15 protein-coding genes and 1 tRNA gene are annotated in these 18,233 nt (G+C 42.7%); 14 read left to right on the top strand and 2 right to left on the bottom strand.

Annotated features, from left to right (window positions below; genetic code table 11):
* The first annotated feature begins 87 nt into the window (after positions 1–87).
* The 8 genes from AAGA18_13240 to AAGA18_13205 all read left to right on the top strand — a co-directional run bounded on the left by AAGA18_13240 (position 88) and on the right by AAGA18_13205 (position 10,945).
* Positions 88–2,541 carry a response regulator gene (locus AAGA18_13240; GenBank protein ID MEM9446302.1) on the top strand — a complete coding sequence of 818 codons (2,454 nt, stop codon included), beginning with the start codon at positions 88–90 and terminating at the stop codon, positions 2,539–2,541.
* Between the two features lie 127 nt (positions 2,542–2,668).
* On the top strand, positions 2,669–4,138 hold the full coding sequence (locus AAGA18_13235) for a dihydrolipoyl dehydrogenase (GenBank protein MEM9446301.1): 1,470 nt from the start codon (positions 2,669–2,671) through the stop codon (positions 4,136–4,138).
* Positions 4,139–4,213: 75 nt separating this feature from the next.
* A complete protein-coding gene (locus tag AAGA18_13230; protein ID MEM9446300.1) occupies positions 4,214–5,869 on the top strand; it encodes a lipase family protein in 1,656 nt (551 codons plus the stop codon).
* A 266-nt stretch (positions 5,870–6,135) separates the two neighbouring features.
* Positions 6,136–7,590 carry a lipase family protein gene (locus tag AAGA18_13225; protein ID MEM9446299.1) on the top strand — a complete coding sequence of 485 codons (1,455 nt, stop codon included), beginning with the start codon at positions 6,136–6,138 and terminating at the stop codon, positions 7,588–7,590.
* Positions 7,591–7,682: 92 nt separating this feature from the next.
* Positions 7,683–7,757 (top strand) — tRNA-Thr (locus tag AAGA18_13220).
* A 388-nt stretch (positions 7,758–8,145) separates the two neighbouring features.
* Positions 8,146–8,562 carry a DoxX family protein gene (locus AAGA18_13215; protein MEM9446298.1) on the top strand — a complete coding sequence of 139 codons (417 nt, stop codon included), beginning with the start codon at positions 8,146–8,148 and terminating at the stop codon, positions 8,560–8,562.
* A 517-nt stretch (positions 8,563–9,079) separates the two neighbouring features.
* On the top strand, positions 9,080–10,168 hold the full coding sequence (locus tag AAGA18_13210) for an exostosin family protein (GenBank protein MEM9446297.1): 1,089 nt from the start codon (positions 9,080–9,082) through the stop codon (positions 10,166–10,168).
* A gap of 60 nt (positions 10,169–10,228) precedes the next feature.
* The gene (locus AAGA18_13205; protein ID MEM9446296.1) at positions 10,229–10,945 is read left to right on the top strand and encodes a methyltransferase domain-containing protein; all 717 of its coding nucleotides are present in this window, start codon (positions 10,229–10,231) and stop codon (positions 10,943–10,945) included.
* Between the two features lie 50 nt (positions 10,946–10,995).
* On the opposite strand, the gene AAGA18_13200 is transcribed toward AAGA18_13205, so the two are convergent.
* A complete protein-coding gene (locus tag AAGA18_13200) occupies positions 10,996–11,478 on the bottom strand; it encodes an IS5 family transposase (GenBank protein ID MEM9446295.1) in 483 nt (160 codons plus the stop codon).
* Between the two features lie 50 nt (positions 11,479–11,528).
* Positions 11,529–11,750, bottom strand: a complete 222-nt coding sequence (locus AAGA18_13195; protein ID MEM9446294.1) for a transposase — start codon at positions 11,748–11,750, stop codon at positions 11,529–11,531.
* 211 nt (positions 11,751–11,961) lie between these two features.
* Between AAGA18_13195 and AAGA18_13190 the strand changes: the two genes are divergently transcribed.
* The 6 genes from AAGA18_13190 to AAGA18_13165 all read left to right on the top strand — a co-directional run bounded on the left by AAGA18_13190 (position 11,962) and on the right by AAGA18_13165 (position 18,031).
* Positions 11,962–12,789, top strand: coding sequence for a methylated-DNA--[protein]-cysteine S-methyltransferase (locus AAGA18_13190; protein MEM9446293.1), 828 nt, complete (start codon positions 11,962–11,964; stop codon positions 12,787–12,789).
* A gap of 476 nt (positions 12,790–13,265) precedes the next feature.
* A complete protein-coding gene (locus AAGA18_13185; GenBank protein MEM9446292.1) occupies positions 13,266–13,796 on the top strand; it encodes a heme-binding protein in 531 nt (176 codons plus the stop codon).
* 85 nt (positions 13,797–13,881) lie between these two features.
* A complete protein-coding gene (locus AAGA18_13180; protein ID MEM9446291.1) occupies positions 13,882–14,964 on the top strand; it encodes a glycosyl hydrolase 53 family protein in 1,083 nt (360 codons plus the stop codon).
* Between the two features lie 201 nt (positions 14,965–15,165).
* On the top strand, positions 15,166–15,819 hold the full coding sequence (locus AAGA18_13175; protein ID MEM9446290.1) for a PEP-CTERM sorting domain-containing protein: 654 nt from the start codon (positions 15,166–15,168) through the stop codon (positions 15,817–15,819).
* A gap of 69 nt (positions 15,820–15,888) precedes the next feature.
* On the top strand, positions 15,889–17,604 hold the full coding sequence (locus tag AAGA18_13170; protein MEM9446289.1) for a hypothetical protein: 1,716 nt from the start codon (positions 15,889–15,891) through the stop codon (positions 17,602–17,604).
* Between the two features lie 271 nt (positions 17,605–17,875).
* The gene (locus AAGA18_13165) at positions 17,876–18,031 is read left to right on the top strand and encodes a hypothetical protein (GenBank protein ID MEM9446288.1); all 156 of its coding nucleotides are present in this window, start codon (positions 17,876–17,878) and stop codon (positions 18,029–18,031) included.
* The last annotated feature ends 202 nt before the right edge of the window (positions 18,032–18,233 follow it).

Below are 18,233 nucleotides of genomic sequence, written 5' to 3'. Positions count from 1 at the left end.
GGGATCGAGGCGAAAAGACTTAACTCTGAAAACGAGTAGGTCGATTAAATTAATGGGTGAGTAACTGCAAGAACCCCAGAAATTTTCATGAGCCAAGTATCACAAATCAGAGCTACCATTCAGGAGGGTCGAGACTCTCAAGATGCCGATTGGTTAAGCACCGTCGAGAGGGCTTGGCATGCGATCATTAAAAAGTGTGCGCCTAGTCTATTTATTCGCTTGGCGATTGGGGTGGCCGTAGTTGCTCTTGTTCTGAGTTTTATAAAGATTGAACTACTACGCTATTTGCTCGAACAATATTCACCGGTAGAGTTTATCAAGTCATTACAGGAAAGGACAGCAGATGGCTTAGGCCTATGGCTCTTATGGGTGGTAAGTCTAGGCTGGACAATAGTCGTATTGTTTTTCTTTGGGTTACTCGGTTGGTTTTTTCTAGAGTTCGAAGTGCTCAAGCCTCTCAAAATCATGACGCGTGCTGCCAATAAACGTAAGCATGGAGATTATGCAGACTTTCTCTCAGCTAGAATGGTTCCGCTGACGGAAATGGGCAATTTGGGTAGAATTCTCAATGACTGTTTTGATCGACTAGCTGAAAATCATGCTCAAATACGTCAATTGGCTAAGGTGGTTAACAGCACGCACAACGCTGTGGTGTTAACCAATAAAAATGGAAGGATCGAATGGGTCAATGCCGGCTTCAATAGGCAGTTTGGTTATTCTATGCTGGAGACTTTGGGGATGAAACCAGAGTTGCTTTTAGCGGGCGATAAAACATCTCAAGAAATTACTAAGAAAATTTCTAAAAGTTTGTCATTGGGTCATGGGTTTGATGCTGAAATCCTACATTATGACAAAGATGACCAGCCTCATCTCATGGCACTTGAAGTTCGTCCACTCAGAGATGACAAGGGTTCATTAGAGGGAGGGATGCTCATCGAAACAGATATTTCGGAATTCAAGGATAAGCTACGAGAGCTTCGCGAGGCCAAGGAAGATGCTAGCCTAGCAAAGAGGACGAAAGCAGAGTTCTTAACGACGGTTGATCATGAGATTCGAACGCCCATGAACAGTATCTTAGGTATAGCGGATATGCTCATGGACACAGAGTTAGATCGCGCACAAAAAGATTTGGTTCTAACTTCTAAGAAGAGTGGAAAACTGTTGATGATGATGTTTGAGCATATCATTGAATACACGAAGTTGCGTGAGGGGCACATTCAATTGGCACACGCTTCTGTTGAGCTAGCTTCTCTGCTTGAAGATTGCGTGGAAGCATCCTATGAGTATGTGATCGAGCAGGAAAAGCCGCTCGATATAGCCTATAGTATTGGAGGGCCAGCACCTAGAGTTGTTGTTACGGACAGAAATTATTTGGCCCAATTAATCTGTGAGTTGTTGCGAATTTCTGCGTTCTTCTTAGAAAAAGGTGAGCTATCTCTGAAAGTCACTGCCAGTGGTTTAGAAAACGGTAAACAGCGGCTTTGCTTTAGAGTATGGTGGGAGAGTGCGCAAGTATCTCCAGAAGGTCTCGTTCATATTCGAAGATTGTTTTCAAAGGGTGGTGAAGACCGAGCTCTGCATGGAGGTGAACTCGCTTTGGGCTTAGAAGTTGCCAGAGAATTAGGCCATCTTTTTGAAGGAAAGCTTTACCATCATTTTAGTCAGCAAGGCATTTCTTCGATTAGCTTCGAGCTAGATGTTCCTGTTGGTTCGGTTGGAGATTGGTGTTTTCAGGTAGACAGGAGATTTGAGAATAAAAAAGTTTTAGCAATAGAAAAGAGTCAGACTCAATTAGAATTTATGGATCACTTCACTCAGGAGTGGGGTATGCGACTCAAATCAGTTACAGATATCGAAAAGTTTGAGCAGCTTGTGAACGAATCCGAATCATTTGATTTTGTCATTATAGATGGAGCATGCTCGGAAAATGATGTGAAGCATCTGTTGAACATCTTAAAATCCAAGAATATTTTTTCTCGCCCTTATATTCTGGGCTCTTTTTGTTGTAATTTGGTGGAACAGGAGAATGCCCAAGTAGTGTTTGGCCAAAAACCTCTGACCATGAGGCAATTTTGGAATGGCCTAGTAGAGGCTTCTTTGACCGAAGTATCAGGATCTAAAAGAGCACGTGAAGATCTAAGCCTAGATAAAATGAAAGTCTTATTAGTTGAAGATAATCGAGTTAATCAATGCGTGATGATTTCGATGCTCGGGAAACTAGGGCTTGCTCCAGACGTGGTCGACAATGGAGAAATGGCATTAAGTGCTCTAGAGGAAAAGGACTACGATGTTATTCTAATGGATATAGAAATGCCCGAGATGGACGGCTTTACAGCCACCAAGCGCATAAGAGAAATGCATTTGAAGAGTGCTCAGTCGGCTATTATTGCTATGACAGCGTATTCCATGGACTCCGATCGCCAAAGGTGTCTTGATGCAGGCATGGATGATTTTCTCTCAAAACCCTTTGGGGTTCGTGAACTGAAAACTGCTCTATTCAAAGCAAAAGGCTTATTACACCGTTTGGAGTTAGCTAATTAGAGTTGCAATTGATAAGAGTGAAGTGGTTGTGTTTCAGACTTATAAACGGGCTCTATCCTATCTGGAAAATTCATTCACCCAATGCTTTGCTTTTGCTTGAGTAAAATAATAGGGTTAGGATATTTGCATGAAGGATTTCTACGATATTGTCGTTATTGGCGGAGGCAGTGCCGGATATGCTGCGGCCAGAACAGCAGTAGAAGATTCAGAAGTATCTGTTGCGCTCATTGAAGGGGGCGAGCAAACGGCGGGCCTGTGTATTCTCAAAGGATGTATGCCTACTAAAGCGTTGCTAGAATCAGCTCATCGACTTCACGAAATAAAACGGGCCTCCCGATTTGGACTAAAAGTGCCAGCGGCTGAGCCCAATTGGAAAAAAATTGTTAAACGCAAAGACGCCCTAATTAATGAATTTTCCAATTATCGGGAGCAGCAGCAACGAGGAGGTAAATTTGATTTTATACAAGGCAAGGCTCGGTTTTTGGATGAACAGAGTATAGAAGTAACCTTCAGAGAATCTGGTAAAAGCAAAGTGATCAAAAGTAAGACTTTTGTTATCGCTACGGGATCTCGCGTAGCCATTCCTCAAGCTGAAGGTTTAGATGACGTCGGCTTTATCACAAGTGATGAGGCGCTTCATCAAATCAAGCCATGGAAAAGTCTTACAGTCTTGGGAGCCGGCCCGGTTGCGCTTGAACTAGCCCAATACTTCTCTCATCTTGGGGTGAACGTAAAAATCATCCAGCGCAGTGGTCAATTTTTGAGTGCTGGAGATTCAGATGTAGCTCAAGTTTTAGAAAAAGTTTTTCGAGAAGAGGGTATGGAGGTTTACACGGGAACGGAACTCTTGCGATTTGAGAAACTGAAAACGAAAAAAGGTAAGCCGGCCAAAAAAAGAGTGCGCTTTAAGCAAGGCAAAAAAGAAGTAACTGTTTCTTCTGAGGAAATCCTATGTGCCTTGGGTCGTCGCGCTAATACGGATTCACTTGACTTAGAAGCGGCAAAAGTTAAGACAAATAGCGGGCGAATCAGGGTTCGTTTGACTCAGCAAAGTAGTCAGAAACATATTTTTGCAGCTGGTGACGTCTGCGGTCCCTATGAGGTTGTGCATGTAGCCATTAGTCAGGGTGAGCTAGCAGCTAAGAATGCACTTGCTCTCGTGCAGCAAGGAAAATCTCGCAAAAGCCCGAAATTAGCCCGAATGGATTACCGCCTAATTATGACAGTCACCTTTACCAATCCTGAAGTTGCCACGGTAGGTAAATCTGAAAAAGACTTGCAGGCAGAAAAAAAAGATTATCTCATGGCGACTTATCCATTCGATGATCATGGAAAATCCATGGTCATGGGAGCTCTTGACGGCTTTGTGAAGCTATTAGCGGATCCTAAAAAGGGAACCATTCTGGGAGCTCAAATTGTAGGGCCTCATGCTTCTGATCTCATTCATGAACTCACAGCACTCATGGCTTTCAAAGGTACGGTCTATGACCTAGCCAAGATGCCTCATTATCATCCTACCCTTGCCGAAATTCTTACCTATCCCGCTGAAGAAATTGCTGACTGTATGGCAGCTAGATCACCCAGGTTAAAGAAATAAGCATGCAAGCTCTTTCCAGAGGTTAGGTGTCATTGCCTATTGACACATATAGGTCATAAATTTACCTTTAGGTATATGAGGCTTGTTATTGCAAAATTCAATCGTCTTTGGTCTTTTATGTTTATCCTCGTCCTACTCTTTCCTTCGCTTAGTTATGCGGAAAGAGGAGATCTTATTTTGTGGTGGAGAGGTAATGTCCTTGATAAAGCGGTCATAGATAATTCGATCGATCTCTTTGGAATAGATGACGTCGCTGACTCGATCTATGACGTGCGGATGTTCTCCATACGCTACGAGACAATTGATGAATTCGGCAACGAAACGGAGGCCACTGGATTGGTGGCAATCCCTATAGGAGCTTCAGAAGTGCCTATAGCATGTTTTCATAATGGCACAGAAACAAACCGAGACGAAGCCCCGTCGAGGTCGTTTTTGGGTACGTCCAATGGAATTTTTAGCTTACTTATGGCGTCTTTTGCAGGAGCGGGTTATTTGGGGGTTGCGCCTGATTACTTAGGTTTAGGTGGTGGTCCAGGATTACATCCCTACCTACATGTTGAATCACAATCTAGCGCCGCGATTGATGCCATTCGTGCCGTAAAAAATCTAGTTGCCAGCCTAGATAATCTGGATGGAACGACGGTGGGAGATGATTTGTTTTTATTCGGTTATTCGCAAGGAGGGCACGCCACGGTGGGAACGCATCGAGCAATTGAAGAAAATTTATCAGACGAATTTTCACTTGTAGCGACAGCCGCAGGTGCTGGGCCATTTGATTTAGATGGTGTCCAGATAAAGCGTTCGTTAGATAATCCGAGTGAGAATACGCCACTATATTTCGCTTACGTAGGTTACTCAATGGGCAGAATATATAATTTAGAGTCTGACCTTTCGACTCTGTTTAAGCCGCCCTATGATGCTATGATTCCTAGTTTATTTGATGGTTCCAAAACCGTTCAGGAGATTGTTGCGGCTTTGCCGTCCCAGTTTGACTTGGATCAACTACTCTATGAGACCACCTTCGAGGGTCTTGTTGAGGCGTATCCAGATCTAATTGCCGCGCTTAAAGAAAACAGCCTTGATGAGTGGGTGCCAGAAAAGCCAATTTTGTTTCTCTATGCAGATGCAGACAAAGATGTAAGCCCTGAAAATACTCATATCGCTCACCGCTTTATGATTTCCGAAAATGCTCCGGTGCGTAAGCAAAGGGTAGGAACCAATAGGGATCATGATACCGCTTTGATAGACACAGTGGTGAAAATCAGACTTTATTTTGACTCTTTCTATGAAGAAGCCGCCTCATCTTATGGAATATGGCAGAAAAGTACGGACAATTTTAGCCTTGGACAGATATTAGTAGGAAATTTCATTACGGGCCCTAACTCAGATCCTAACTTTGATAGAGTGGATAATGTTACCTGCTATGCTTTTGGTATGGATCCTTTCTTGGCAAACAAGGATGTTTTGCCCCAAGTTCGTCTTAATGACTCCGGTTTTCTAGAGTTGACAGTTGTCTCCAGGGTTAATGACTCAGCATTATCGGTGGTTGGCCAAGTTACTCATACACCTCTAATGCCTGATTCTTGGAGTAGCGCCGCCGCACATATCCAAGTAAACTCCAAAATGTATATGGGAGATGGCTTTCAGCAAACGGTTTATACCTCTACAACACTTTTTGATCCTCAAGATCTTCAGTTCATAAGAGCTCTGATTGAACTAGAGACAGACTGATCCGGATTAGTTCTTTCGGAGTATTCTTAATTGACACTACTTAAGCTGCTATTTAATCTCGCTTTGTGTTGTTAAAGACGAATTATTACTTTTTTGTTATTTTATTTCTACTAAGTATAAATTTATTATCTCCTAGTTATTCATATGCAGAAAGAGGGGACCTTATTTTCTCATGGCGTGGAAATGTGGTTAATAGAGAATTGATCGATAATTCAATAGATCTATTCAGGTTAGATGAGCTGCCAGACTCTTTATACAACGCAAGAGTGTATTCAATACGTTATGAAACTATCGATGCTTTTGGTAATGAAACGGAAGCAACGGGTTTAGTATCCATTCCCTTAGGTGCACTTGAGGCTCCGACGGTATGTTTTCATAATATTACGGAGACAGAGCAGGATGTAGTGCCTTCGAGATCATTTATTGGAACTGCAAATGGCATATATAACCTGCTTTTGTCTTCATTTGCAGGTTCGGGATATCTAGCGGTTGCTCCGGATTATATAGGCCTGGGGGGTAACCAGGGATTTCATCCCTACCTTCATGTGGACTCTCAAGCCAGCGCTGCAATTGACGCGATTCGTGCGGCCAGGCAACTTGTCGAGGGACTTGCGAACTTAGAGGGTTCAACTTTTAGCAATGATTTGTTTCTGTTTGGGTACTCTCAAGGAGGACACGCTGCTTTATCGACGCATCGTGAAATTGAAGAAAATCTCTCAGACGAATTTTCACTCATAGCCTCCGCCGCAGGTGCCGGTCCTTATGATTTAGATGGTGCTCAAATCCAAGAATCACTGGCGAATCCATCTGATAATGCGCCTCTCTATCTATGTTATCTGGTTTACTCGATGAATGAGGTTTATGCGATAGAGTCCGACCTTTCTACGATCATTAAGCAGCCCTATGCCGATATGCTTCCAGACTTATTTGATGGTTCTCTTTCGAGTGCCGAAATATTGGCACAACTGCCGTCTGCATCTGAACTGGATCAACTACTCGTTGATACTTCTTTTGAAACACTGCAAGCAAACAATCCTGAGTTCTTTGAAGTTCTAAAAGAAAATAGTCTCGATGAGTGGGTACCTCAAGCACCGGTGTTATTTCTCTATGCGGACGCGGATATTGATGTTTCTCCGGAAAATACGAATTTGGCGCATCGCTTTATGCTTTCAGAAAATGCTCCGGTTCGTAAGCAGCGCGTCGGCACTAATAGGGGTCACCTAGATTCAGGACTGGATGCTTTGGTGCAGATGAGACTGTATTTCGACTCGTTTTTTGGAGCAACCTCTTTTTCATACGAAGCTTGGCAAAATAGCACGGATAATTTTAGCCTTGCCCAGATATTGATGGGAAACTTGATTACCGGTCAAAATGCGGATCCTAATTTTGACAGAATTGATAATCTTATTTGTTATGGTTTGGGTATGGACCCCTTGTTGCCTAACAACGATGTTTTGCCTCAAGTTCGTTTGAATGATGCAGGCTTCCTAGAGATGACGGTTATCTCGAGGATAGATGACCCAGCATTATCAGTGATAGGCCAAGTGACTCATACCCCTTTTGTTCAGGATTCCTGGAGTAGTGATACGCAAGATATTGAAGTGACCTCAGAATGGTATATTGGGGGAGGCTTTCAACAGACTGTGTACACCTCCACTACCTTATTCGACCCCGATGATTTGCAATTTATTAGGGCTTTAGTCGAGCTGGAAAACGAGTAAATCATGTGGCACTAGCGAGGTAAGTTTTTTCCTTGCTCAGGTTTTGCGATAATTCTATCCTTTTGTTCCTTTTTGGGAAAATTCTAAAATAGGCCGGATTAGCTCAGCGGTAGAGCAGTTGATTTGTAATCATCTGGTCGTCGGTTCGATCCCGACATCCGGCTCCATCTTTTAAATTTCATAGCTTTACATGGACACTCCACTAAGTCCTCTGGACACGTCCCAAAGAGTCACCCTCTGAAAAAATAGGACACAAAGACGGGTCCGTTTTAATCTGGATTATGCAATAGAAGTGCAACGAGATACCTAAAAGCTTGAGTTGCAAGGAAAAGAGAGTCGACGAAGATGTATCTAACCGCGATACCTCTTGAGGGCTCTATGTTTCTTGGAGCCAAGATCTTGCTCAGATCTTTGAGTCTCTACTGCATCATTCCGGATTAAGCTCTAATAGGAGTTGATTGAGATGAATATAACTTCTAGCAGCTTGAAAAGGAGAGCTAACAAAGATGTAACGTCACATTTGACTATCTCGCATATAAGTAGATACTACCAACTATGATAAAAATACTTTTTGAACGTTCCAGAGATGCGACATTTCCAGTCGAATTAAGTTTGGCAGTTACTAGAGTTTTTGTGGGTGCCACCATGGCGTTTGCTCATGGGTTAGGTAAAGTTCCACCGGCCGAGGGTTTTGTAGGACTTGTAGGTAAGATTGGTTTTCCCATGCCCGAGCTCTTTGCTTGGGGTGCTGGCATCAGTGAATTAGTAGGAGGTATTTTATTAGCTCTTGGTCTAGCCACTCGACCGGCAGCAGCTGCTGTCATGGGCACCATGGTCGTTGCCGCCTTTGGAGCTCACGGCGATGATCTATTTGGCAAAGGAGAATTAGCACTCCTCTATGCTTTTGCGACATTACCCTTTTTGATCAAAGGCGGGGGAACGTTTTCCATCGACCGTTTTATCAAAGGTTAGTCGCATAGTGATACCAGAGTGTTAAGCAAGACCTACGAGGAATGCTGCTTTAAAAGCGAATAAATCGAAACTCTCAGATTTTTTGAAATGAGCATCTAACCCGTAGTTTTGCTTATCAAAAATTAATTGCAAATAAGTGCAGCCTAATCTTTTCTTAATTAGAAATTATTCAAATAGGCACTTCTGTAGCGTTTCTGAATTCATTTTAAAGATTCAGTTTTGTCATATCCTAATTCAATCGGGATATCCAGGAGATGGAAGTATTCCAAGATTGTTCCGCCGGATTGATCCTCTGATATCAACACGGAGCCAAGCACCAAGGGACTACACAGATCTCTTGAGGCCTTTACTGATGAAACAATAGAATGGTAGGTTGGATGAAGCACTGTTGCCTATTCATTCAAAAATGACTAATTCCAAGGTGTGTTAGAATCGCGTGTAAGAGGCTATTTCTCCTTCCTCCATCAATAATAAAAGCAGTGTTTACTGTTTGCCCTAGTACTGCTTAATAGGAAATATGTCCAATGTGAGTCTTGATGAAGCAAGCTACCATGAAGGAGCTAAAAAAATCATCTATTTTGAGAGCTATTATTCAGATGGTAAGAGAGCGTTTCCTAAGCTTGGTCACCTGATCGAGCAACTATCCGAGAGTAGACAATTTTCTACAACGAATGATCCGAGCCAAGCAGATTGGATTTTCTTTCTCGAGGGAGATAGCGGTCATTATTATTACCATCTTCGTCGTCATCAAGTTCTTAGAGATTATTATAAAAAATGCTATTTGTACGGACAGATCAAATGCTATCTATACCCAATACCTGGAGTCTATACCTCGCTTTCCCGTAAGCAGCTTAAATCCGGGCTTTTACGTTCCTTCTGTTACTTGCCTTTTGGAGAGGGGATTGATAATCCCTATATTCTCTGGGACAAGAATGAAATTCATGAACGACCGTACTTTTTTAGCTTCGTTGGAGCCGCCACTTCTTGGACTCGTCGTTGGCTAATGAGGACAGATTTCAAACGTTCGGACATTCTCATCGAGGATACAACGGATTTCAGATTTTGGGATTTAACACATTCCGAAGAGCAGCGTCGACATCGTCATAGTTATTACGCACAGGTCATTCGCGACAGTGAGTTTGTCTTGTGCCCTCGTGGCACAGGGCTCGGAACAATACGTCTCTTTGAAGTGATGAGGATGGCAAGAGTTCCGGTTATCATTGCAGACAACTATGCTTTTCCAGAAGGTCCAAATTGGGAGTCATTTAGCATTGTTATACCCGAAAGGAGGATAGGAGACATTCCGAGAATTTTAGAAAAATACCGGTCTTGCTCGAAGGAAATGGGCCTCGCAGCCGAAGATGCTTGGCGCAAGCACTATGCTCCAGGGGTTCTGATGGAGCACTTATGCGAAATGGTTGATCAGATAGCACGTGTGCCACGTTCTCATAAAATTTTAGAACGCATGGGATGGAGTATCAAAGTGATCATCTACCGGTTCGTCACGGCACTGCGAATTTTGGCTCGAGAACTATTGATCCATTTTTGGCGTGCGTTGGGTTCTTCATGCCCCTATAGATTTTTGGATCGTAGATCAAGACGGTGAAAGTGTGATGGGTGACGTAGGCAGATCATTGTTTTGCATGCCTAAAGTGCTTTGTAGATCATGTTGCGTAAAATAAAAAGCAAGCTCCGCCCGCTGAAGAGACTCTACTATATTGGAAATAGAAGAAGATGTCCCCTTTGTAAAAGCGGCCTTAGAGAGTTTCATGGATTTGGGATTATTCCTCGAAAAGATGCCAAATGCCCCGTTTGTGAAACACTCGAACGGCATCGACTATTCTGGCTTTATATCGAAAGACTTACCGATTTTCATGCGAATCCGCCCTTAAAGGCTCTTCATATTGTCCCTGAGACAATTCTTGAAGAAAAATTTAGATCTTTAATTGGAGGTGGTTACTACACTGCCGATTTATCCATGCCCGATGTAGATTTAAAGATGGATATTATGAATATAAAACTGCCGGACAATTCTTTTAATTTTATTTATTGCAGCCATGTTCTTGAGCACGTCTCAGATGACAGAAAAGCCATGAGGGAATTTTATAGAATTCTATCTGTTGACGGGTTAGCTGTGCTACTGGTGCCGATTACAGCGGAGAGTACCTTTGAAGATCCTTCTATTAAAGACCCTCAGGAAAGGTTACGCATTTTTGGGCAGGCGGATCATGTTCGAAGGTATGGGCCTGACTATCTTTCTCGGCTGGAAGAAGCAGGTTTTATTGTTGAAAAAATTGACAGGCGTGATTTTTTAACAGCAGATGAGATTGAGAAGATGGGCATCACTTCTGCAGCAGGTGAGCTTTATATCTGTAGAAAATAGGGTGTCAACTAGTCGGAATGCTTGCACTTGTCAAATGACTAGAAGTGATCTCATAAATATTTCCAAAGGATAAGAAAAGCAGCTAGATAAAGGAAAGCAGTATCATTTTCTTGATAGAAGTCCCATCGAACAACTATCCTTCTAAAATTTCGGAGCCATGCGTTGAAGGGTTCTACCTTCCATTTACGTTTATAGCGCCTTAGTTCTCTAACATCCTGAGTTGCAGCCTTTTTTCTATTACTCTTGTGTGGAGCAATCATCTTCATTTTCTTTATCTTCAACTTTATATCAAAGGGATCACTATCGTATGCTTTATCTCCGATAAGCCACTTAGGTTTCATTCCTCGAGGGCAACATTTAAGAGTTTCTTTCACTAGTTTTACTTCTGCAGGTTGAGCGCTTTGCGCGCATAAGGCGAGAGGTAAACCATGAGCGTCTGCCACCACCATGACCTTTGAGCCCTTACCCCGCTTGGTAAGCTCGATGCCAGAGCCCTCCTTTTTGCAGGAACAAAGCTTCCATGAATAAAACATTCACTAACATCTATCTCAGCCCGTTCTTTGAGGTCACGCGCCAATGCCTCTCATACTTTCTGCATAACTCGTGGCTTTCCCCAATTTTGAAACCTGCCATGAACCCTTTGATAAGCTCCGTATCTCTCCGGAAGGTCCTTCCAACGCGCTCCTGTCTTAAGGATCCATATAATCCCATTAAGGGCATCACGCGGATTACTCCAGGGTCGCCCTTTTCCGTCTTTTCTTACTCTATGCTTTGGAAGGTATTTTCTAATGTATTCCCACTGCATATCTGTCAAATCCACCCCTTCTTATTTAAACACATCTAATTATCTGTACACACCATTTATGAGACCGCTTCTAGGGTAAGGATGGAAAACGATTCTTTACAAACCTGAAGGCATGGAAATTTAAAACTATAGCAAATGATACTTTGATCCAACCAGTGCTATGCTCAATTATCAGCAAGAAACGGGTGGCATGATAGGTTATGTTTAAATAATGACTGATTATGATAGAATTGAAAAAATCATACGATATCTCGATAACCATTACACTAAGCAACCTCATTTAGCTGATTTAGCAGGTATGGTTGATCTTAGTGTTTCGCGATTTCATCGACTGTTTCATAGCTGGGCGGGAGTGACCCCAAAACAGTTTCTAAAATATCTGACTGTAGAGGATGCAAAGGCTAGATTGCGTCATTCTGCGAGTGTTTTAGATACTTCTCTGGAAGTAGGGTTGTCAGGTCCAGGGCGATTACATGATCTTTTTGTGACACTGGAAGGAGTTTCACCTGGAGAGTTCAAAAAACGAGGTAAAGGACTAGTGATTACTTGGGGTTATTCAAAAAGTATATTTGGTCATTGTAGTTTAGCATGGTCAGAGCGAGGCGTTTGCCATCTCGCATTTCATGATAACAATGCATCTGATTCCATACCAGCTGAATTATTGGCCCAATGGCCCAAAGCCGAATATCGCCAGTCAACCATTCAAGCCAGAGAATTGTGCAAGAGAATTTTCAAATCTTCTTATAAGAAGAATGAACCATTGCGTCTTTGGGTAAGGGCCAGTGCCTTTCAGTTGAAAGTTTGGAAGGCACTACTCCGTATTCCCGAAGGCCATGTTTGCACCTATGGGCAGGTAGCAAGAAGCATTGGAAATCCACAATCTGCACGAGCGGTGGGAACAGCCTGTGGATCCAATCCGGTGGGCTTTATCATCCCATGTCATCGAGTTATTCGAAGGACTGGTATCATTGAGGGTTACCGCTGGGGCAGAACACGTAAAAAGGTTATTTTGGCGAAAGAAGCAGCGATTCAGGCGTAAAATGAAATCCTTAATAGTTACTGTTTCCTTATTTATTTTTCCATATGAGGTATCAGGTAAGGACTGAGTAAGCCATGTAAGTAAAAAGGAATAGAAAAAAATCTATAAAGGCTGTGGTTTTAGAGAAAAGGGGTTAATTTCAGTTTGAATGATGTCATAGAGACTCAAAGATTTGTCCAATATCTTGTCCTTAAGAAATATGGAGTCTGCTAGAGGTATCACCTTATTGAGATCCATATCCGACCTCTATCTGGATTGACGCTTCGCGCGCTTGGTAGTTATGCCTTCCCTTGCTTGTAAGAGCTACCCTCAGACGATGCGATTGATAAATCTTCGTTGACTCTCTTTTTCTTGTGGCTCAAGCTTTTCTGCATCTTGTTCAACTTCCCTCACATCATTCGGGTTTAAACATGCTAATTGGCAACAAACTGAAAAATATCGCCATCTATTTCTACTTGCCATGCTTAAGCATGGTGATGAGTTGTAGTTCGAGTAAGGAAGAGGACTATGAGACTGCCAGATACGATGTTTTGCTTAAAGAGGGGAGCTTAGAGATTCGTTTGTATGACGATCTTTATGTGGCATCGGCAAAGATGGGTAAAGGGCTCAATAGTAGTTTCATGAAGCTTTTTGGATACATCTCCAGGGACAACCGTTCAGATACTAAAATTGCTATGACTACTCCGGTTTTCGGTGATATGGAAGGAGAAGAGCAGCGCATGTATTTCGTTCTCCCTGAAGAATATCAAAACGGTAGCAGTGAGATACCAGAGCCTAATTCCAAAAGTGTCAAAATAGACAAGATAAAGGGAGGGCAGTTCGTGGCCTATAAATACATTGGAAGTGATACTAAGGAAATGAGGGAAAAGGCTAAAGTGAAACTTCAGGATTGGGCTGAAGCAAAAAAAAGAGTCATCAGTAAAGAGTTTCTTTGGGCAGCTTATAATGGTCCAAGCGTTCCTCGAGACAAGAGACATCATGAGATCTTGGCACGTGTTGTGGAATGAGGAATATTAAGTCAGATACGTAATAGTCAATGCCCCCTGTATTTTTTGTTACACAATAGGTAGAAGTTCGAAAAGAGTGGTTTCTATGATCAAATATCTTTTTGTAATAACAAGTTTAGGTTTTTTGCTAGAGCCAAGATTTGCTGTTTCTGCTGAATACTCTGCAAAACCCGATTATTTTCTAAAAGGCGGCGACATTTCCATGTTACCCAAATTTGAAGAGCTTGGTGCTGTTTATGAAGAGAACGAAGAACCCAATGACGCCCTAGTAATCATGATGCGAAATGGTTGCAATTGCTTTAGACTGCGTCTTTTTGTCAATCCCATCGGGAAGAATGCTGTTGTTCAGGATTTGGATTACGTTGTTAAGTTAGCCAAGCGTGTTAAGAGGGCTGGTGCATCCATTATTTTGGATATTCATTATTCAGATACTTGGGCTGATCCTGGTCAGCAGTGCAAGCCAAATGCTTGGAAAGATCTCTCCTTCAGCGAGCTTGAGTCAATTGTTGAGAGATACTCTGCAAACGTCATTTCTAGAATGAGAGATGCCGGATCTCTGCCAGAATACGTGCAGGTGGGAAACGAAATCAATAGGGGTTTTCTCTGGCCTGATGGTAAATGGTCCAAAAGTGAGAATGGGTGGCAAGATTTTACCACCTTATTGAAAGCGGGGATTCGTGGTGTGAAGCAACCTCTCCAAGCAACAGAAGCGGTGCAAATCATGATCCATATAGCGACGGGTGGTAGTGCAGAGAAAACCGCATTCTTTTTTAGCAATATCCAAAAGCACCAGGTCGAGTATGACATGATTGCCCTAAGCTATTATCCTTGGCACCATGGCACTATCGAGGATCTTAAAGCCAATTTGCAGACAACTGCCAAGACATTCGAAAAGGAAATTGTGGTTGTTGAAACAGCTTACCCGTGGCATAGCGGAGAGCCCCTCGCCAATTTGGAATTTCCAGAGAGTCCTCAGGGTCAAAAAGAATACTTGGAAACGCTTCTGGAAACAGTAAAAACAACCCCCAATAGCTTGGGTAAGGGGGTGCTTTGGTGGTATCCGGAATCAATTCTGACGAAAGGTCTCTATGTATGGAAAGGTGGAAGACTGGCCCTATTCAATGACGAAGACCAAAGGTTGCCAGCTCTAGATGCCTTTCGAAAATAGATAATTCAGAAATAGAGGTTGTCTAAGGATTATCTCACTACCTTGCTATTCATTCTATTTCTTATGTATAGCCCGGGCTTTATTTTCTGGATTATTATGAAGATGAAGTCATAAGATAATCACGAAACAAGTAACACTCGTATTGAATTGTCATGGTGCGCTATGGGATCATCTGATATAGAGGTAACAAAGTAGGTTTGAATGAACATTAAGAAGTATGTAGCGCTCATTATATTATGTGCTGGGCTGTCACATTCGGGGTCGGCTGTTGTCCTTCTGTTTGAATTTGATGCTAGGGTCCAAGCGGTTAATTCATCTTTCCCCATTGTAGAAATAGATGATCTTATTGCGGGTGAGATTCGAGTGGACCTCGATACCTTGCCTACAGATTCATTTGGAAGTTCATCAGTCGCCGCTTACCTTTATGGAGGACTCGGAATACCTGGTTACATGATCCAGTTTGATACGGGTGATGAACTTGTGTCCTTTGATTCCCTGGACTCAACAGGAGGAGATGGTCTTACTCCTGGCATTTTTATGTATGATATTGTCTCAGACGAACAGCAGCTTTCTTTTGTGTTAAGAGAAGAGGGGGATATAGATAAAGGAGTCAGTATTGATCTCTTTGATCTGACAGATCCCAATGAGTTATTTGGTTCAGATGATTTTAGTGCAGATAACCTCGACCTAGAAAACCTAGATGATAGCAGGTTCGTTTACCTAAATGGTAACTCTTCAGTCTTTGTCGCCACAATTGAAAATATTCAGTTGAATGTCATTCCAGAGCCTTCAACTTATGCACTACTGTTCATGGGGCTAGCAGCCTTAGCGTTTAGGGCCTTTAAGAAAAGGTAGTTAGATCTGAAAACAGGATTTCTTGTTTCCAGTATTCTTGCTGTTTTTTCTATAGGGATTGCTACGTTTGTGAAAGCGGAGTCTGGTCTTCGAGAGCCATTGAATGAGGCTGAGAAAGCGGCAAAAAATTATTTCATAGAAAATCCTCAGGCCTTGAATGCTAGCCCCAGCGCTATGGGGCATTTTGCATTGGCTAGACAGGCTTCGACTTGGATGAGGGGTCCAATGGATAATGAGCTAGAGGTTCAGTTGCTGGATTTTGAAGATGCTATTGGTAAGGATGTCGGAACATCACCCTGGCATGTAGTAAGCAGAAGGCGCTATGATTTACCGCAAGCGGTAACTGTTTGGGGAGTAAGTTTGACGGATGCTTACCGCTTTGTGGTGGATGGGGATCGCTTTGAGGGATTGGATAGATTTGTGGTTAACCGCTTGCCTGTTTCCATTCCTTGGAATTTGGTAGCGTTGGATGATGGTCGAGTCATTATTCCGGATCAGGATGGGTTTGGTGGGGAACGCCTATTCAAAAAGCAAAGTAGGGAGCCAAGTTTTCTCTTTCTTCAAGATGATCCGGCACAATCAGGCAAGCTTGATCAGGGAATTTCTTTAGAGCGTTTAGTAGTGATGAATACAGCTGATGTAGCAAATCTATGTCATTTAGATGAGAGCAAGATGCTTAAAAGGTATAGCTTTACGGAGCTGACTCCAACCTATACTGGTGAGTGGGGTGTCTCAGTCGTTTTTGAGGAAGAGGGGGTCAAGCGGACCTATCTAGTGATTTTAGATGGGAGATTTGAGCCAATAGCGGCTGTGTTTATAGACAAGGGGATTTCTACGAATGCTCGAGCTGTCGAACGTCTCGATAAAAACCGTTCAGCTTTTTATGTGGCCACCGAGCAAGCGATGATCAAGGCGACGTGGGATAGGGCAGGCGGGAAGCTTATTCGCTCTTGGAAAAGGGAGCTCAATATTCGTAGAAGGACCGGGACGACTCCAACATTGGTCAATACGGAGTCGGGGGATAAGTTTGTTATCTTGGTTGAAACCAAGGCAGCGGTAATCAGTCTGATGAATGGTCTTATTATAGCAGATGTTGATGATAGCCCTTCCATATTGGTAGCGGTTCGCCGGGAGGATCATCTGTCTAAGGACCAGCCTGAAGTTATCAAGGCAAATTTGCCAGATTGGTTGAAGACGGTAGAAAATTCACCAGCCGCATTTGGACAAACAATAGTCATAGCTAACTATAGCGGATACTTACCAAATGGTTTGATGGTTCCGCCGGGAGGTGAAATTCCAGAGGGAAGTCCAGCAAGTTGGTTGCTCTCCCCTGATGCAGAAGCGGATTTTGCTACCGGGATTGTTGCCTTGGAGTATGAAGCAAAAAGTAAGAAGTTTGAGATAACTTGGCAGGATCCAGATGTTCAATTTAGTGGCGTTCCCACAATCAGCGGAGGGGGCAATAGGGTCTATGGAACCGGGGCAGAGCTAAAGACAGGTAAGACCTATTTTTATGGATACCGATTATGGTCCGATCATGAAGGATACGCCGGAGAACAGGTGATCAGAGCAGAGCTAGGTAATGCACCATTTCGTAAGCCCGTTATAGATTTTAAAGGGAACAAGATTTTTCGTCGTTCCGATTACCGCATCAAGCGAGGAGAATTTTATGATGCTGGTAATAATTTAATCATTTTGGAAGATGGTTCTCTCATTATAAGTGGGGGGAGAGGTTTAGCTCGAGTGAGAAATAGAAGGAACAACTTAGATAATAGTAAAAAATAAGTTAAGCCCACATGACACCATAAGGAGCTATAGACTCTGGTAGGATCTGGGCCCCAAAAAATAGCCAACGTGCTCAAGCTATAACTTGAGTATACATGTTCGTGCACTCTTTTCCCATTGGCGGATCAAGAGTCTTAGCATCTTGTTCAACTTTTATGGCATCGTGCTATTTAGCTGTCAGGGCAGCTCGTTTTCTTGGAAATTTATTCCCAAGTTTGCTAGGTAACATTAGCCTACTGACCCATGGCATAAATTTTGCTGAATTAGAATCATGCTTTTTGAATCTGTGAAAAGATATGATCCACCTGATTTTATTTTCAAAATAGCACAAACCCGTGAAGATTTAGAGAGCTTTTGGGCACTGAGGCAGCAGGTCTTTTGTAAAGAGCAGGAGATTTTTCATGAGTCAGGTAACATGAAAGAATGAAGACTTTCAAGGAGACCAACTCCTGGGAAAATGAGGAAACCCCCAACCAGGAGACAAAGATGAAGCTCTATACCGGAATTGACCATCATAAGGGCTATAGCGTGTGATACACAGTAGATGAAAAAGGCAATTGCATCCGAGAAGGACGAATCAATAATCATACTATAGAAGAACTAGTCAATGATTTTGAAGATCTTCAAGA

The sequence above is a fragment of the Verrucomicrobiota bacterium genome (assembly GCA_039192515.1).
Lineage (GTDB): Bacteria > Verrucomicrobiota > Verrucomicrobiia > Methylacidiphilales > JBCCWR01 > JBCCWR01.
Note: the sequence above shows the minus strand (reverse complement) of the source record. Positions and strands in the feature narration are given on the sequence as shown.

What these genes read in the sequence shown, in the direction of transcription:
- AAGA18_13240 (MEM9446302.1), top strand. Translation starts at nt 88, where the DNA reads ATGAGCCAAGTATCACAAATCAGAGCTACCATTCAGGAGGGTCGAGAC.
- AAGA18_13235 (MEM9446301.1), top strand. Translation starts at nt 2,669, where the DNA reads ATGAAGGATTTCTACGATATTGTCGTTATTGGCGGAGGCAGTGCCGGA.
- AAGA18_13230 (MEM9446300.1), top strand. Translation starts at nt 4,214, where the DNA reads ATGAGGCTTGTTATTGCAAAATTCAATCGTCTTTGGTCTTTTATGTTT.
- AAGA18_13215 (MEM9446298.1), top strand. Translation starts at nt 8,146, where the DNA reads ATGATAAAAATACTTTTTGAACGTTCCAGAGATGCGACATTTCCAGTC.
- AAGA18_13210 (MEM9446297.1), top strand. Translation starts at nt 9,080, where the DNA reads ATGTCCAATGTGAGTCTTGATGAAGCAAGCTACCATGAAGGAGCTAAA.
- AAGA18_13205 (MEM9446296.1), top strand. Translation starts at nt 10,229, where the DNA reads ATGTTGCGTAAAATAAAAAGCAAGCTCCGCCCGCTGAAGAGACTCTAC.
- AAGA18_13200 (MEM9446295.1), bottom strand. Translation starts at nt 11,478, where the DNA reads ATGTTTTATTCATGGAAGCTTTGTTCCTGCAAAAAGGAGGGCTCTGGC.
- AAGA18_13195 (MEM9446294.1), bottom strand. Translation starts at nt 11,750, where the DNA reads ATGCAGTGGGAATACATTAGAAAATACCTTCCAAAGCATAGAGTAAGA.
- AAGA18_13190 (MEM9446293.1), top strand. Translation starts at nt 11,962, where the DNA reads ATGACTGATTATGATAGAATTGAAAAAATCATACGATATCTCGATAAC.
- AAGA18_13185 (MEM9446292.1), top strand. Translation starts at nt 13,266, where the DNA reads ATGAGTTGTAGTTCGAGTAAGGAAGAGGACTATGAGACTGCCAGATAC.
- AAGA18_13180 (MEM9446291.1), top strand. Translation starts at nt 13,882, where the DNA reads ATGATCAAATATCTTTTTGTAATAACAAGTTTAGGTTTTTTGCTAGAG.
- AAGA18_13175 (MEM9446290.1), top strand. Translation starts at nt 15,166, where the DNA reads ATGAACATTAAGAAGTATGTAGCGCTCATTATATTATGTGCTGGGCTG.
- AAGA18_13165 (MEM9446288.1), top strand. Translation starts at nt 17,876, where the DNA reads ATGCTTTTTGAATCTGTGAAAAGATATGATCCACCTGATTTTATTTTC.